The sequence below is a fragment of the Isoptericola sp. AK164 genome (assembly GCF_029643425.1).
GTDB lineage: Bacteria > Actinomycetota > Actinomycetes > Actinomycetales > Cellulomonadaceae > Isoptericola > Isoptericola haloaureus.
In genome coordinates this window covers 2,883,378-2,899,801 of the sequence record NZ_CP119106.1, presented here as the reverse complement: position 1 = coordinate 2,899,801, position 16,424 = coordinate 2,883,378, and the positions used below count along the sequence as shown (strand labels likewise).

Sequence of the window (16,424 nt, the reverse complement as noted above, 5' to 3'; positions counted from 1 at the left end):
GCGCAAGAGCGCTGCTCTCGCACCGATGACCTGGGGCGCTGTCGACCGATCACAGACCGCTCCCGGTAGCAACCGCTGGGAGCCCTTTCCTCGGATGAAACCCAGCGTTTTCACCTGGGTGAAAGAGCGGGTGAAAGGCGCGACGAACCGCAGAAATCCGCGGGGTGCGCCTCCTAGCATCAGGAAGGACCAGCGCATGTCGGGAGCGAGACGATGACGATCGCGGAGTCGCAGAAGAGACTGCCCCGCACCTGGGCGTGGGTGCGGCGCAGCAGGAGCCCGTCGTGGCGCGCCCGCGCTCGGGTCGACGTCTGGCAGACCGGCTACCGACGCCGACTGATGGCCACGGACGTGCTGCTGGTGTCCGCCGCCTGCGTCGTGGCGCTGGTGGTGCGGGACGCCGTGGTCGCCGCGCCGCCCTCCGGTGCCGCGACGGCCGTGCTGCTCGCGCTGGTGGCCGTGGGCGTCGTCGGGTGGCCCGTCGCGATCGCGTTGAGCGGTGGCTACGACCCTCGCGTCCTCGGCGAGGGAGGCCAGGAGCTCCACCGCATCGCCGATGCCGCCCTGCGGACGTTCGTCGCGGCCGCGGTGCTGGCACTCCTGGTCCCCGCTCCCGGTGTCCAGGCCTTCGCCCTCACCGCGTTCCCCCTCGGGCTGGCCTTGCTGATCGCGGGACGGTCGGCGTGGCGAGCGCGCCTTCTGCGTGCCCGCGCTCGCGGCGCGTGCACGACGGAGGTCGTGGCCGTGGGATCCCGCCGACAGGTCGAGCGGCTCGTCGACGAGCTGCACGACCGGCCGTCCGGGTACCGGGTCGTGGCCGCCTGCGTGCCGGACGGCGCGGCCGCGGGGCCGTACGGCGATGTCGACAGGCCCCGTCCCGCGGCCGACGGGCCGGGAGAGGGAGCCTCCGCGCCACCCGAGGTGGCCGGCGTCCCCGTGCTCGGCGGGCTGTCCGACGTGCCGGCGGTGGCCGCCGGCACCGCTGCGCGGGCGGTCGTGGTGTGCGGCTCCGAGGCGGTCGACGCCGACGAGGTGCACCGTCTGGGGTGGGAGCTGGAGCCGCTGGGCGTGAGCCTGATGCTGACCGCCGCGCTGGAGGGTGTCACCCGGCCCCGGATCACGGTGGTCCCCGAGCGTTCGGTGTCTCTGCTGCACGTGACCGCTCCGCGGTTCGCCGGCCCGAAGTACGTCGCGAAGTCGCTCATCGACAGGGTCGGCGCGATCCTGCTGATCCTGCTGGTCCTGCCGGTGCTCGTGGTGGTCGCGGTCGTCGTCGCGACCACGAGCAAGGGCCCGATCCTGTACCCGCAGGAGCGGGTGGGGCGCGACGGCACGATGTTCCGGATGCTGAAGTTCCGCACCATGCGGGTGGGGGCCGATGCCGAGGACTACCTGCAGGGCCGCAACGACGCCGACGGTCTGCTCTTCAAGCAGCGCGACGACCCGCGGGTCACCCGGCCGGGTCGCATGCTGCGCCGGTACTCGCTCGACGAGCTGCCTCAGCTGTTCAACGTACTGCGGGGCCAGATGTCCCTGGTCGGCCCCCGGCCGCCGCTGCCGCACGAGGCGGCGAAGTACGAGGCGCACGTCCGCCGCCGTCTCCTGGTCAAGCCGGGCATGACCGGGCTCTGGCAGGTCAGCGGGCGGTGCGACCTGCCGTGGGACGAGGCGGTGCGGCTGGACATCTTCTACGCGGAGAACTGGACCCCGCTGGACGACCTGCTGGTCCTCGCGCGCACGGTGCGGGCGGTGCTCTCGGGCCGGGGCGCGTACTGATCGTCGCGCGCTGCGTCGTGAGCCCCGTCGCAAGCTCTGGCGCGCGTTCCGGAGCGGTGCTCTGCTTCGCGAACGCTGCTCCGCCGTGGCAGGGTGTCCGACATGTCCGCCCGCGAGATCGCCCGCACCGAGATCACCCGGCGGATCCACGCTGCGGCCCGGGAACGCCTCGGCGCCGAGGGACCCGCCGCGCTGTCCCTGCGCGCCGTCGCCCGCGACGTGGGGATGGTGTCCTCGGCGGTGTACCGGTACGTCGAGTCCCGCGACGCCCTGCTGACCGCGCTGCTGGTGGAGTGCTACGACGAGCTCGGTGCCGCCGTCGAGCAGGCGGAGAGCGACGCGCCCCGCACCGACCACGCGGCCCGTTGGCTGGCCGCCTGCCGTGCGGCGCGCACCTGGTGCGTCGAGCACCCGGGGGAGTTCGCCCTGCTCTACGGCACCCCCGTGCCCGGGTACGCGGCACCGCAGGACACCGTGGAGCCCGCGATCCGGGTGGTCCTCGTGCTGGCCGGCATCGCCGCGGAGGCGGGCGGGGACCCGGGGCCGCCGGTGTCCGACGTCGCCGCCGTCGTCGCGCCGGCGCGTGCCGCCGTCGTGCAGCGCGGCTTCCCCGCGCCGGCCCCGGAGGTCGTGGCCCGCACCCTGATGGCCTGGTCGGGGCTGTTCGGCTCGATCTCCTTCGAGCTGTTCGGCCACCTGCACAACGCGGTGTCCGACCCGGCGGACTGGTTCGACGCCGTCGCCGCCCGGCTCGGCGCCGACGCCGGCATCGTGCCCGCCTGACGTCCCGGCGGACAGCCGTGGCCGGATGCGACGCGTCCGCCCCCGCCCCGGTACCCTGGGACACTGCCCGGCACCCGCCGGGTCCAGAGCAACGACGAGCACGAAGAGGTTCAGGTGCCCACCGGCAAGGTCAAGTGGTACGACGCGGATCGCGGTTTCGGTTTCATCGCCCACGCCGACGGCGGCGAAGTGTTCCTGCACGCCTCCGCGCTGCCGGCCGACGTGCCGAACCCGAAGCCGGGCACCCGCGTGGAGTTCGGCGTCGCGGACGGGCGCCGTGGCCCGTCGGCGCTCGCCGTGCGGGTCGTCGACCCCCAGCCGTCGGTGGCGAAGGCGAAGCGCAAGCCGCCGTCGGAGATGGCCGGCATCGTCGAGGACCTCATCCGCGTGCTCGACCGCACGGGCGACCAGCTCAAGCGTGGCAAGTACCCCGAGGGCGAGGCGGGCAAGCGCGTCGCCACCATGCTGCGCGCCGTCGCCGACAACCTCGATTCCTGAGAGCGAGACGAATCATGGCATCCGCCGAGGCGCCCGCGAAGGCACGCCGCGTGAGCTCGCGCGCCCGCAACGACGCCGTCCTGCTCGGCGCCGCCGAGCTGGCGCGCGCCGCGGCGCTGGAGGTCGCGTCCGGCCCGGACGACGTCGGCGAGCACCTCGGGACCGTCGCCGAGGGCGAACGCCTGATGTCGCACCGGTTCGCGGCCGGGATGCGCGGCTACCACGGCTGGCACTGGACCGTGACGGTGGCGCGCGTGCCGCGCGGCCGCACGGCCACGGTCTGCGAGGTCGAGCTGCTGCCGGGCGACGAGGCGATCCTGGCCCCGGCCTGGGTGCCGTGGTCGGAGCGGCTGCGTCCGGGGGACGTCCGCCCGGGCGACAAGCTGCCCTTCCGCGCGGACGACCCGCGCCTCGAGCCCGGCTGGACGCCGACCGGCGACGAGGAGCAGGACGAGGTCGCCATCGAGGAGCTGGCGCTGGCCCGCCAGCGGGTGCTCTCCCCGCACGGTCGCGACGAGGCCGCCGAGCGCTGGTACCGCGGGTCGCAGGGGCCGACGTCGCGAGGCGCGGTCGCCTCGGACGCCGAGTGCACGACCTGCGGCTTCCTCGTGCCGCTGCAGGGCCCGCTGGGCCAGCTGTTCGGCGTGTGCGCCAACGCGTGGTCGCCCGACGACGGCAAGGTGGTCTCCCTCGACCACGGCTGCGGGGCGCACTCCGAGACGGACGTGAGCCGCCGCCGCAGCGACTGGCCGGACCCGGACCCGATCATCGACGAGTCCACGGTCGAGCAGGTGGACCTGGGCCCCCGGGAGCCGGAGCAGCCGGCAGCCCCGTCCGACGAGCCGGAAGGTGACGAGAACGCGTGACGACCGACGTCTTCGGGACCGCCGCGCTGCGGCACGCGGTCACGGAGGCGTGGCTCGGGTCCGCCACACGCTTCCGTGAGGACGCGAACTCGGAGGAGGACCACGCGCGCGGGCACTACCGCGACCGCGTCGTGGTCGAGCTCCTGCAGAACGCCGCCGACGCCGCGGCCCGCGCGGGTGCCGCCGGCCGGGTCGAGGTCGTCCTCGACCCCGAGCGCCGCGTGCTGCGTGTGGCGAACACCGGTCACGCCCTGGACGCCGACGGGGTCGCCTCGCTGGCGTCGCTGCGCGCCTCCGCGAAGGACGACGCGGCCGGGCAGGTGGGCCGGTTCGGCGTCGGGTTCGCGGCGGTGCGGGCGGTGTCCGACGACGTCTCGGTCGCCTCGCGCGACGGCGGCGTGCGCTTCGCCCTGGACGAGACCCGCGCGGCGCTCGCGTCGCTGACCAGCGAGGGCACGGCCGACGCGGCGGCGCAGCGGCTGGCGGCCGACATCGCGGGCCGCGGTGACGACCTGCCGGTGCTCCGCCTGCCCTTCCCGGCGCCGGGCCTGGACGCCGACGCGGCGTTCGACACCGTCGTGGAGGTGCGGCTGCGCGACGCCGCCGCCGCGGAGGCGGTGCGCGACCAGCTCGACGCGATCGACGACGTGCTGCTGCTCGCGTTCCCCGGGATCGCCACCCTGCACGTCGTGGTGACCACGGACGCCGGTGCGCGGCGCCAGGTCACCTGGGACGGCTCGGCCCAGAAGGCCGCCCCGCAGGTGCACCGCAGCGGGCGGTTCACCGAGGTGGACGTCGCCGAGCTGCCGCGCGAGCATCGCCGGACGGACTGGTCGCTGGTCTGGACGGTGCCGGACGGCGGCACCGTGCACAGCGGCACGGCGGACGACGGCGGCACCCCGGAGCAGCCGGCCGCCCGCCGCCGCGTGCTGCACGCCCCGACGCCCACCGACGTCGTCGTCGACCTGCCCGCCGTTCTGCTGGCGACGTTCCCGGTGGACGCCGGCCGCCGCCGCGTGCTGCCCGGGGCGGCCACCGACCACCTGGCCGCCGAGGCGGGCGTCGCCTACGCCGAGCTGCTCGGCACCCTGGCCGCGGACCGCGCGCGGTCCGCCGACCCGACCGCCGGGCCGGACCCCCTGGACCTGGTGCCGACAGGTCTGCCCGGCTCGGACCTGGACGCCGCGGTCCGCGAGGCCGCCACCGCGGCGCTGACCCGCACGCCGCTGCTCGCGGCGCCCGGCGGCGAGGACGGCGACCACCCGGGCGACAGCGACCCGGGCCAAGCTGGCCGCTCCGCGCTCGAGACCCCGCAGGACGCGCTCGTCGTCGCGGGCGACCCGGGCGGCGACGCGGACCTCGTCGCGGCGCTCGCGCCGGTGCTGCCGGGTCTGGTGCTCGTCCCGGCCCGCCACCAGGCCACCGTGCGCAGCCTGGGGGCGACGGTCGCGTCGCTGGCGGACCTGGTCGACGACCTGCCCGGCGGGTTGCCGGCCGAGCGCTGGCACGCCCTGCTGGACGCCCTGGCCCCGTACGCGAACGAGCCGGGGGTGCTGGAGTCGCTGGCCGGTGCTCGCGTCCCGCTGGCCGACGGCCGGGTGGCCGGCGTGCGCAGCGCCGTCGTGCTGCCCGAGGGGTCGGTGGACGACGGCGACGAGGCCTCCCTGGCGGCCACGGCGCGGGTGCTCGGGCTGCGGGTGGTGCACCCGGACGTCGCCCACCCGCTGCTCGTCCGTGCTGGGGCCGTGGCCACGGACGCCTACCGGATGCTGCAGGACCCGGAGGTCCGCCGCGCCGCCCTGGACGCCGCCGAGACGGTCCTGGACGGCGACGAGGACGACGGCGCCCGGGAGATCGTCGCCTCGGCGCTGGCCCTGGTGCGACTCACCGGGGGAGCGGACGCCCCGTTCTGGACGGGTGAGCTGCCCGTGCCGACGGCGGACGGCGACCTGGTGGCGCTGCGCGAGGCGACGCTACCCGGCACGTGGGCGGCGGAGGTGCTGGACGGGCTGGCCCCGGTCAGCGCCGAGTACGTGGCCCGCTACGGCGCCCCGGTGCTGACGGCGGCCGGTGCGCGCACCGACCCGGACGTCTACATCGTGCCGGACGTCGTCACCCCGGAGGCGGACGACGAGGACGACGACGGCGGCCCGGACGACGCCGCGGGCTGGCTCGGCGGGTGGTCGGACTACCTGCGCCTGCTCGGCGCGCGGTTCGGACCCGGCGTCGCGGTCGGCGACCTGGTGGCCGTGGCGGACCTCGACGCCGTGGCGGACGACGCCTGGCCGCGGGTGCTGGCCCGTCTGGCCGGCGAGCCGGACACCCGCCGCGCCCTGCTGACGCCGGTGCGGCGCGGGCGGGTCTCGGCGCCGTCGTACTCGGCGTGGTGGCTGCGCGAGCGCTTCGGCGCGCCCTTCGCCCTGCACGACGGCGTCCCGCTGCTGCCCGCCGAGCCGCGGGCGGTGGCCGGGCTCGACGTCGCGGTGCGGCGCGCCCTGGGCGGTGCCGACGCGCTCGGCGACCTGGACGCGACGGACTGGCCGGCCGCGCTCGAGCGGCTCCCCACCGTCGGCTCGGCGCTGCCGCTGCGCGACGCGCTGGTGGTGTGGCGGGGGCTGGCGAGCCTGGCCGCGCGCCTGGACGCCGACGACCGGTCGACGGCCCTGGACCCCCTGCCGGACCGGCTGCCCGTGCTGGACGCGAGCGACGTCGTCGTGCACCGCGCCGAGGACGTCGTGGTGGCCGGGACGGCCCGCTGGGCGGCGCTCGGTGCCGTGGTCCCCGCCCCGGCGGCGGAGGCCGAGGGGCTGGCCGAGCTGCTCGACCTGCCGCTGGCCGGGCAGGACGGGCTGCCGTCGCCCGACTCGCTGGGCACCGAGCGCGAGCTGGACCCGCGGGTGACCGCGCTGGACCACCGGATGCCGGCGGTGTGGTTCCACCACGAGCGGCTGTCCGTGGCCGGAGGGCCGGTGCCCTGGTGGGTGGACGCCCGGTCCCGCGTGCACGCGACCTCCGAGGCCGGGCTGGCCGCGGGGCTGGCGGACGTGCTGGGCCGGCCGGACCGCGTCGCGCTGCTCACCGCGGTGCTGCGGGAGCCGGAGCGTGCGGTGGCGCTCTGGGCGACGACCGCCTGGGGCTGATCCGCCGCATGGCGAGGATGTTCGGTTAATTCATGTGTTCCGTTGGTGACGGAACCGAGGTATTGTCTGAACGTGCAGCGTGGACAAGAGGCACGGCGACCTGGCGGCGACGAGGTAGCCCGCCGTGCACGAGAACTCCTTCGCGCTCGACTGCCGTCGAGGTGGGCGCTCACCGAGGCTCCCCTCGAGGGCCTCTCGGCCGACACCTCATGGGATATTGAATCCCCTGATGGTCGCCGGGCCGGGATCGGTGTCGTCCTGAAACCTGCTCTCGGTGTGCGCGACCTGGTCGACGTCGCAAACCGCGCCACCAGGATCAGGGACCGCTACGACGTCGATGCGGTCGTGGTCGCGGCACGCTATGTCGCGACGCAAGTCGGCGAGGGGCTCGAACGTCAAGGCATCGGATATGTCGACGCGACGGGCAATATGCGTGTCAGTCTGACGCTGCCCGGCTTGTTCGTCTCTGACAAGGGGGCGACCGCCGACCCGTGGCGCGGTCCAGGGCGTCGGCGCGACACCCTCAAGGGAGAGCCGGCAGCACGAGTCGTCCGAACACTTGCTGATCGCGTTGGGCCGTGGCGCATCAGTCGGCTCATCAAGGAGTCGGGAGCCTCAACCGGGTCCGTCTATCGAGTCGTCGAGCTCCTCGAGGCCGAGGAGCTCGTCCAGCGCACTTCGGATGGCGAGATCGCGGTCGAAGACTGGCCGACCATGCTTCGGCGCTGGGCCTCCGACTACCAGTTTCTTGAGACCAATGCGATCACGCGGTGGATTGCTCCGCGCGGAGTGGAAAGTGTGCTCCAGAAGCTCAGCCAAGGGACAACGGGCGACTACGCCGTGACGGGTTCCTTTGCTGCGTCTGCGTGGGAGAGCTATGCGCCGGCGCGTTCGTTGTGGGTCTATGCAGAGGATCCCGACGGACTGGCCAGAAGCGTAGGTCTTCGGGAGTCGGAGACGGGTGTCAACGTGCTCGTCGCCAGGCCCGCCTATCCGGTCGTCATGGCTGCGGGTTCCCGAACACTCGACGGGGTGCGTTTGTCGTGTCCGACGCAGGTCGCCGTCGACCTCATGAACGGACCGGGTCGAGCGCCGTCAGAAGCAGAGGCACTCATGACGTGGTTGGAGAGGAACGTAGATGAATGGCGAGTCCCCTGATCTCTTGATCCGTTCGAGGTCGGCGTTGCTCGACGCCGCGGAGGCGTTGGGAACCCAGCGCAAATCTGTCATCGTCATCGGGGCTCAGGCGGTCTACCTGCACACAGGGTCTCTCCGCGTGGCGCTGGCTGAGGCGACGAAGGACAGCGATGTCGTTCTCGATCCTCGGCTCCTTCACGACAACCCGCTGATCGACGACGCCATGGAGGCGGCGGGGTTCATGCCGGCCGATCAGCCTGGCTCGTGGGTCACGCCGGACGGGGTCCTTGTCGACCTCATGGTTCCCGAAGCGCTGGCCGGAAGCGGAGGTCGGCGCGGCGCACGGATTCCACCCCACGGGAACCGGGCAGCTCGTCGGGCAGTCGGCCTCGAGGCAGCGCTCGTCGACAATCACCTCATGTCCGTGAGCGCGCTTGCGGCCGATGACCCGCGTGAGGTCACCTTGAAGGTGGCTGGTCCCGCGGCGCTGATTGTCGCGAAGATGCACAAGATCGCGGAGCGTCTCGGAGGCCCACGGTCGAACGACAAGGACGCCCACGACGTCTACCGACTCTTCCGTCAGTTCGAGACGGACGAACTCACGGACCCGTTCACACGGCTCTTGAGGGACGCCGTCAGCGCCGACGTGACAGAACTGGCACTGCAGCACGTGGGGAACCTTCTGGCCACAGGGCCAGAAGCTGAGGTATCCGTGATGGCGGGGACGGGCGGAGGCCGGTGTCGGCAACCCGGAGGAGGTGTCGGCCTCCGTCGCCTTCCTCGCTGCCGATCTCATCGAGGCGCTAGGGCGCTGACGGTCAGTCGCCGCGGTGGCGGCGCGCCCAGGGCAGACCGAGCAGCCCGAGCAGGATGCCGGCCCCGCAGATGGCCACGGCCTCGACGGGCACGACGCCGGTGGCCGCGAGGACGCCCACGACGACCAGCGCGACGGTCCAGACGGCGACGCCGACGAGTACCACGCGTACCAGGTCGGTGGACGGCGGCGCGGGCGTGGGACGGCGGCGCTCGGGGTGGAGCAGCAGCGTCATCACGGAGGGCACGGGCCGATCGTACGTCGCGGGCCACGCGCCGGCCCCGGGACGCGGCGGTACCGGGCCGGAAGAGGTCCGTGTCACGTCCGATCTGTCCCGAAGGTCTGCCGTGAGCGGTCACACCTCTGGCACCATGGTTGCCCATGGCGAACCAGACCAGCGCGCCCTCGGAGGGGCTCAGCGCGATCGACCGCTTCTTCCAGATCACCCAGCGGGGGTCGACCGTCGGCGCCGAGATCCGCGGTGGCCTGGTCACGTTCTTCGCGATGAGCTACATCATCGTGCTGAACCCGCTGATCATCGGCACGGTCCCGGACGGCACCGGGGAGTTCCTCGGCGGCGGTGACGCCCCGAACCTCGGCATGGTGGCGGCGGCGACGGCGCTGATCGCCGGCATCGTCACGATCGCGATGGGCGTGTTCGCCAACTTCCCGATCGGTCTGGCCGCGGGGCTGGGGCTCAACGCGGTGGTCGCCTACTCGATCGCGGGCCTGCCCGACATGACCTGGGCGGACGCCATGGGTCTGGTGGTCATCGAGGGCCTGATCATCCTCGTGCTGGTGCTGACCGGGTTCCGGGAGGCCGTGTTCAACGCGGTCCCCGTCGAGCTGAAGACGGCGATCAGCGTCGGCATCGGCCTGTTCATCGCGTTGATCGGCCTGGTCAACGCCGGGTTCGTCGTGCCGGGCGACGGCACGATCGTGGCGTTGGGCAACCTGGCCACCTGGCCGATGCTCGTGTTCGTGGTCGGGCTGATCCTGACCATCGTGCTGTGGGTCCGCCGCATCCGCGGTGCGCTGCTCATCGCGATCCTCACGGCGACCGCGCTGGCCGTCGTCCTGGAGAACACGCTGAACATCGGCGCGAAGGCGCCGGACGGCTCGAACCCCACGGGCTTCAACCTGAACGCCCCGACGTTCTCCGGCGTCGTCGAGGTGCCGGACTTCGGGCTGCTCGGCCAGTTCTCGCTGCTGGGCTCGTTCGAGAACATCGCCGTGGTCTCGGTCCTGCTGCTGATCTTCTCGCTGCTGCTCGCGGACTTCTTCGACACGATGGGCACGATGGTCGCCGTCGGCGCCGAGGCGAAGCTGCTCGACGAGAAGGGCAACCCGCCGCGCACCCGCGCGATCCTGGTCGTCGACTCGTTCGGCGCGATCGCCGGTGGTGCCGGCTCGGTGTCGTCCAACACCGCGTACGTCGAGTCGACGACGGGTGTCGGCGAGGGCGCCAAGACCGGGTTCGCCTCGGTGGTGACCGGCGTGGCCTTCCTGCTCGCGACGTTCCTGTCCCCGCTGGTGGCGCTGGTGCCCTACGAGGCGGCCGCGCCGGCGCTGGTGCTGGTCGGGTTCCTCATGATGGCGCAGGTGGCAGGCATCAACTGGCGCAACATGGAGATCGCCATCCCGGCGTTCCTGACGATGATCATCATGCCGTTCACGTACTCCATCGCGGACGGCATCGGCGCGGGCTTCATCGCGTTCGTGGTGATCAAGCTGGCGCTGGGCAAGATCCGCCAGATCCACCCGCTGATGTGGGTGTCCTCGTTGCTGTTCGTCGTGTACTTCCTGCTCGAACCGTTGCAGGCCGCCATCGGCTGACCCACCCCTGACCAAGATCCGGTCGAGGTGGTTTCCCGGACTCGTGTGTCCGGCTACGATTTGCCCCGGCCAACCATCGGAGAACTGGAGAACATCGTGCGCACGCGACGGGCCGGGTGGCTCCAGACCACCCGCAAAGGCCTGTGGCACCTGCGTCACGGTGGTCTCGGGCAGGTCCGGGTCTTCCTGCGCCGCCGGCGGCTGCTGGGCGACCACGCCCCCCGCGGAGCGCGCCTGACGAAGCAGGGTCTCGTCTACGAGCCGTGGACGACGGCGGAGCGAGCACCCGCGCGTCGGCTGCGGGTCGGGGTGGTCCTGGACGACTTCTCCCGGATGGCGTTCGGCGACGAGTGGGAGCAGGTGCTGCTCAAGCCGTCCACGTGGGCCGAGCAGCTCGAGGGCCTGGACCTCGTCTTCCTCGAGTCGGCCTGGGCCGGCAACGGCGGTGCGTGGAAGTACCACCTCACGGGTCCGACGGCGCCGCGCCCGGCGGTGACCGCGATGCTCGCCGCCGCGCGGGACCGGGGCATTCCGACCGTCTTCTGGAACAAGGAGGACCCGGTCCACTTCGAGGACTTCCTCGACACCGCCCGGCTCGTCGACCGCGTCTACACCACCGACGTCAACCGGCTGCCGGCGTATCGCGAGGCCCTCGGGCACGACCGCGTCGGAGTGCTGGCGTTCGGCGCGCAGCCGGCGATCCACAACCCGGTCCGCACGCACGGTGCCGGTCCGGAACGGGACGTCGCCTTCGCGGGGACCTGGTTCGCGCACAAGTACCCCGAGCGCCGCGAGCAGATGCACACGCTGCTCGGCGGCGCTCTCGACGTCTCGCCGACGATGGACCTCGGGCTGGAGATCTACTCCCGGTTCACCGGCCAGGACGAGCGGTACGAGTTCCCCGCGCCGTACGCCGCCCGGGTGGTGGGATCGCTGCCGTACGAGCAGATGCTCACCGCCTACCGGGACTACAAGGTCTTCCTCAACGTGAACTCGGTGGTGGACTCGCCGAGCATGTGCGCGCGGCGGATCTTCGAGATCACCGCCTGCGGCACGCCGGTGGTGACGACGCCGAGCGCCGCGACGGGGGAGTTCTTCCCCGGCGACGAGGTCTTCGACGTCGCCACGCGGGACGAGGCCGCCGCGACCGTGCGGGCGCTGGTTCGGTCGCCGGAGCTGCGGGACCGCGCCGTGCACCTCGGGCAGCGGCGCATCTGGCGCGAGCACACCTACGGGGCGCGGGCTCAGCGCGTGCTGCACGACGTCGGTCTGGCGGACTCCGCCGTCGTGCCCCGGTCGCGGGTGACCGCGCTGGTCTCCACGAACCGGCCGCACCAGCTCGACCACGTGCTGCGCTCGGTCGGTTCGCAGGAGGGCGTCGACGTCCAGCTCGCGCTGCTCACGCACGGATTCACCGAGCCGGAGGCCGACCTGCGGCTGCGGGCCAAGGAGGCGGGCATCCAGGACCTGGTGCTGCTGCAGGCCGAGCAGGAGGTGCCGCTGGGCGCCTGCCTGAACCGGCTGGCCGGCGTCGCGGACGGGGACGTGGTCGCCAAGATGGACGACGACGACCTCTACGGCCCGCAGTACCTGTCGGACCAGCTCTACGCGCTCGACTACTCCGCCGCGGACGTGGTCGGCAAGCAGGCCCACTACATGTACCTGGAGTCCCAGGACGCGACGCTGCTGCGGTTCGCGGACCGGGAGCACCGGTACACGGACTTCGTCATGGGGCCGACGATCGTGGCGCGCCGCGACCTGGCGGACTCCGTGCGGTTCGCGGAGACCTCCACCGGGGAGGACACCGGGTTCCTGCGTGGCGTCGCGGACGCCGGCGCGCGGATCTACTCCGCCGACCGATTCAACTTCGTCCAGATGCGGTCCGGGGCGGGACAGCACACGTGGACGGTGACCGATGCCGAGCTGCTCGCGAGCGGTGACGTGGCGTTCTACGGGCGTGCCGAGCAGCACGCGATGATCTGAGAAGGAATCTGGGAATGGAAATCAACACTGTCGGTGTGATCGGGCTCGGCTACATCGGCCTGCCGACTGCCGCGATCCTGGCGTCCAAGGACGTGAAGGTCGTCGGCGTGGACGTGAACCCGTCCACCGTCGAGGCCATCAATCGCGGAGACGTCCCGTTCGTCGAGCCGGACCTGGCGACCTTCGTAGGTGGTGCGGTTCAGCACGGCACCTTGCGCGCCACGGACCGGCCCGAGCCGGCGGACGCCTTCATCATCGCGGTGCCGACACCGTTCCAAGGCGACCATGAGCCGGACCTGTCCTACATCCAGGCGGCGGCTGAGGCCGTGGCCCCGGTCCTCGACGGCGGTGAGCTGCTCATTCTCGAGTCCACCTCGCCTCCCGGAGCGACGCAGAAGATGGCGGACTGGATCATCGCCGCGCGGCCAGACCTCTCGCTGGACGGCACGGACAGCCGCCCTGCGATTCATGTGGCGCACTGCCCGGAGCGGGTACTCCCGGGTCGCGTCATGATCGAACTCGTCACGAACGACCGCATCGTGGGTGGTCTGACGCCTGCGGCGGCCCAGTTCGCGAAGGACCTCTACGCGGTGTTCTGCCAGGGCGAGATCCTGCTGACCGACGCGGTGACGGCCGAGATGGCCAAGCTGGTCGAGAACTCGTTCCGTGACGTCAACATCGCTTTCGCCAACGAGCTCTCCCTGATCGCGGACAAGCTCGACATCGACGTGTGGGAACTGATCCAACTCGCAAACCACCACCCGCGGGTCAACATCCTGCAGCCGGGTCCTGGCGTGGGTGGTCACTGCATCGCCGTCGACCCTTGGTTCATCGTCAACGCGGACCCCGAGCAGGCGAACCTGATCCGCACGGCGCGCGAGGTGAACGACAGCAAGCCGCAGTGGGTGATTGAGCAGATCGAAAGCGCCGTCGAAGCCCACGATGCACCGACGATTGCTGCCCTTGGTCTCGCGTTCAAGGCGGACATCGACGACCTCCGCGAGTCGCCGGCACGCAAGATCGTCGCCGAACTCGCTGACCAGAACCCGACGGCTCGGATTCGTGTGGTCGAGCCCCACGTCGACGCCTTGCCGCCGGAGCTTGCCAACCGCCGCAACATCGAGCTGACCTCACTGGTTGAGGCGACGGATTCTGCGGACGCCACCGTCGTCCTGGTCGATCACGCAGCGTTCAAGGATGTTGAGCCGGACGACCTCGGTCTCGACCCCTCCCGCGTCGTGGACACGCGGGGAGTCTGGCGGTGACGACCCGATTCCAGCGCATCGCGCGGCACAAGACACAGCTGACCGTGATCGTTGCGGTCACTCTTGGCGTAGCAGCCATCCTGGTGCGCGCGGTCTACCCGCCGATCGCTATCGTCCTCGGACTGTCCGCGGTCGTACTTGGCCTCATCGCCATGCGGCGTGTCGCCAGGCTGGCCGCCCACCGTCTCCGCGCCTTCGAGCGAAAGCTCGACCTCATCGTGCGGAATCAGCGCGATATTGCCGGTACCGTCGGCCGCAGCGCGCCGATCATTCGGTCGATCGCAACCCGCGGGCCGCAGCTGGCGACGTCGTCAGGTGACAAGTCCGCGACCAAAACGAGCACTCCGACCAAGTTCGCTTCCATTCTCGAGGAGGCGACGGCCCTGGCGCCGGTGACGCGTGAGCGTCCTCGGTGGAAGGAGCTTCGCGTCGCGACGATCCTCGATGAGTTCTCGTCCTCGGCCTTCGCGGCGGAATGGACTCAGCGAGCGATCGGCAGGGAAAGCTGGAGCCAGGACTTGGACGAGTTCGGGCCTGATCTGCTGTTCGTCGAATCCGCCTGGCACGGCAACGGACGCGACTGGTCCTTTCAGCTCGTCGGTCCCACGGCGCCGCGACGGGAGATCGTGGACCTGGTTGCCGAGTGTCGCCGGCGCGGAATCCCGACGGTGTTCTGGAACAAGGAAGACCCGGTCCACTTCGAGGAGTTCCTCGACGCGGCCCGCCTGTTCGACGTCGTTCTGACCTCCGACGGCAACATGGTCGATGCGTACCGGAGGGAGCTCGGGCATGACCGAGTCCACCTGCTCCAGTTCGCAGCGCAGACCGCGATTCACAACCCGTTCCGTGATCCCAAGTTGCGGCACAAGCGAGACATCGCTTTTGGCGGCATGTACTTCGCGCACACGCACGAAGCGCGCCGAGAGCAGCTCGATCTACTTCTTCGGGCAGCCGAAAAGGCCAGCGCGAAGGTGGCGGCGGGGGGCCTCGACATCTTCTCCCGGCAGCACGGCGGAAACGAGCGCTATCAGTTCCCGAAGCCGTTCGACGCGAGAGTCGTCGGTGGGCTCCCGTACGAGAAGATGCTCGGCGCCTACCGGCTCTACAAGGTGTTCCTGAACGTGAACACCATCGTCAACTCACCGACCATGTGTGCACGTCGGGTCTTCGAGATTACCGCGAGCGGCACGCCGGTAGTGAGCACACCCAGCCCCGCTCTCGAAGCGACCTTTGCCGACGACGAGATCGCTCAGGTTCACACGGAGGAGGAAGCGACGTGGACCTTGCGCCACCTGGTGCGCAACAAGACGGAGCGGGACCGGATGGTCCACCGGGGTCAGCGGCGCATCTGGGCCCACCACACCTACTCTCACAGGGCTTCAGAGATCGCAGATCACGCCGGCGTCTATAACGTGCCCGGTCGACCTGCGCTGCCGCGCGAACGCGCGGTCTCCGTGCTGGCACCCACGATTCGACAGACCCAGCTTGACCACATCCTGTCGACGTTTGCTCGCCAGAAGAACGTCGATGCTGAACTGCTCGTCATGACGCACGGTTTCGAGGTGGGTGAGCGCGAATTCAAGGAGGCCTGCAACCGGCACGGTGTCGACAACGCCAGGCTCTTCTCGGCAGCTGCCTCCAAGACGCTCGGGTCGTGCCTCAACACTCTGATCGATGGTGCCGAGGGCCAGGTTCTCGCCAAGATGGACGACGACGACTTCTACGGTGATCACTACCTCGCCGATCAAGTCGCGGCGATGTTCTACTCAGGTGCCGAACTGGTCGGCAAGGAGGCCGTATACCTCTATCTAGAGGCGCAGAACGTCACGCTGCTCCGATCCCCGGAGCGTGAGCATCGGTTCACCGAGTTCGTCGCTGGTCCGACCCTTGTGGCGGACGCCGACCTCTTGCGGCGCTATCGGTTCGCCGACGTGACGCGGGGCGAGGACTCCAGCCTGCTCCGCGCACTGAAGGCCGACGGCGTCCAGGTCTACTCGTCTGATCGGTTCAACTTCGCCCAGATCCGAAGCATGAACGGCGACGGACACACGTGGAATGTCGGAGACCTTGAACTATTGGCTGGTTCGAACATCGCCGGACATGGCTGGCTCGTCGACGAGGTGAGTTGTTAGCCGCCACGCTCCACGCGCGGAATGCGGCAGGCAAGGAAATCGCTGCTCTCACTGATTTGCTGCCGTAAGTGCGGACCATGCGGTTCTGCTGTTCGTCGGCGCGTGTGCGACGACACCAACGACCATAGCCGGGGTTCCGCACCAATCTGCAGAACGGCGAGCCCCTAGGGCGACCCCTGTCGGCGCGACACATC

General features: G+C 71.2%; 11 protein-coding genes. 10 read left to right on the top strand and 1 reads right to left on the bottom strand.

Going from position 1 to position 16,424, the window contains the following annotated elements; translation table 11 throughout:
- The first annotated feature begins 213 nt into the window (after positions 1 to 213).
- The 6 genes from PO879_RS13335 (at position 214) to PO879_RS13310 (ending at position 8,221) form a co-directional block, all read left to right on the top strand.
- Positions 214 to 1,776 carry an exopolysaccharide biosynthesis polyprenyl glycosylphosphotransferase gene (locus PO879_RS13335; protein WP_278235362.1) on the top strand — a complete coding sequence of 521 codons (1,563 nt, stop codon included), beginning with the start codon at positions 214 to 216 and terminating at the stop codon, positions 1,774 to 1,776.
- A 102-nt stretch (positions 1,777 to 1,878) separates the two neighbouring features.
- Positions 1,879 to 2,559, top strand: a complete 681-nt coding sequence (locus PO879_RS13330) for a TetR/AcrR family transcriptional regulator (protein WP_278235361.1) — start codon at positions 1,879 to 1,881, stop codon at positions 2,557 to 2,559.
- Between the two features lie 114 nt (positions 2,560 to 2,673).
- Positions 2,674 to 3,057: a cold shock domain-containing protein gene (locus tag PO879_RS13325; RefSeq protein ID WP_278235360.1), complete on the top strand. Its 384-nt coding sequence runs from the start codon at positions 2,674 to 2,676 to the stop codon at positions 3,055 to 3,057.
- Positions 3,058 to 3,071: 14 nt separating this feature from the next.
- Positions 3,072 to 3,923, top strand: coding sequence for a DUF3027 domain-containing protein (locus PO879_RS13320; protein ID WP_278235359.1), 852 nt, complete (start codon positions 3,072 to 3,074; stop codon positions 3,921 to 3,923).
- Positions 3,920 to 7,063, top strand: a complete 3,144-nt coding sequence (locus PO879_RS13315; RefSeq protein ID WP_278235358.1) for an ATP-binding protein — start codon at positions 3,920 to 3,922, stop codon at positions 7,061 to 7,063. Before PO879_RS13320 ends, PO879_RS13315 begins: the two co-directional genes overlap by 4 nt.
- Positions 7,064 to 7,339: 276 nt before the next feature.
- Complete coding sequence (locus tag PO879_RS13310) at positions 7,340 to 8,221, top strand: hypothetical protein (protein ID WP_278235357.1); 882 nt, start codon at positions 7,340 to 7,342, stop codon at positions 8,219 to 8,221.
- A gap of 797 nt (positions 8,222 to 9,018) precedes the next feature.
- Here PO879_RS13310 and PO879_RS13305 read toward each other — a convergent pair.
- Positions 9,019 to 9,261, bottom strand: a complete 243-nt coding sequence (locus PO879_RS13305; protein ID WP_278235356.1) for a DUF2530 domain-containing protein — start codon at positions 9,259 to 9,261, stop codon at positions 9,019 to 9,021.
- Between the two features lie 134 nt (positions 9,262 to 9,395).
- Here PO879_RS13305 and PO879_RS13300 point away from each other — a divergent pair, with 134 nt between their 5' ends.
- From PO879_RS13300 to PO879_RS13285, 4 genes are all read left to right on the top strand, one after another.
- On the top strand, positions 9,396 to 10,850 hold the full coding sequence (locus tag PO879_RS13300) for an NCS2 family permease (protein WP_278235355.1): 1,455 nt from the start codon (positions 9,396 to 9,398) through the stop codon (positions 10,848 to 10,850).
- Between the two features lie 96 nt (positions 10,851 to 10,946).
- Positions 10,947 to 12,833, top strand: coding sequence for a glycosyltransferase (locus PO879_RS13295; protein WP_278235354.1), 1,887 nt, complete (start codon positions 10,947 to 10,949; stop codon positions 12,831 to 12,833).
- A 14-nt stretch (positions 12,834 to 12,847) separates the two neighbouring features.
- On the top strand, positions 12,848 to 14,098 hold the full coding sequence (gene wecC / locus PO879_RS13290) for a UDP-N-acetyl-D-mannosamine dehydrogenase (protein ID WP_278235353.1): 1,251 nt from the start codon (positions 12,848 to 12,850) through the stop codon (positions 14,096 to 14,098).
- Positions 14,095 to 16,230 (top strand): glycosyltransferase, encoded by a 2,136-nt coding sequence (locus PO879_RS13285; RefSeq protein ID WP_278235352.1) that lies wholly within the window; start codon positions 14,095 to 14,097, stop codon positions 16,228 to 16,230. The genes wecC and PO879_RS13285 overlap by 4 nt, the downstream gene beginning before the upstream one ends.
- Positions 16,231 to 16,424: the final 194 nt, after the last annotated feature.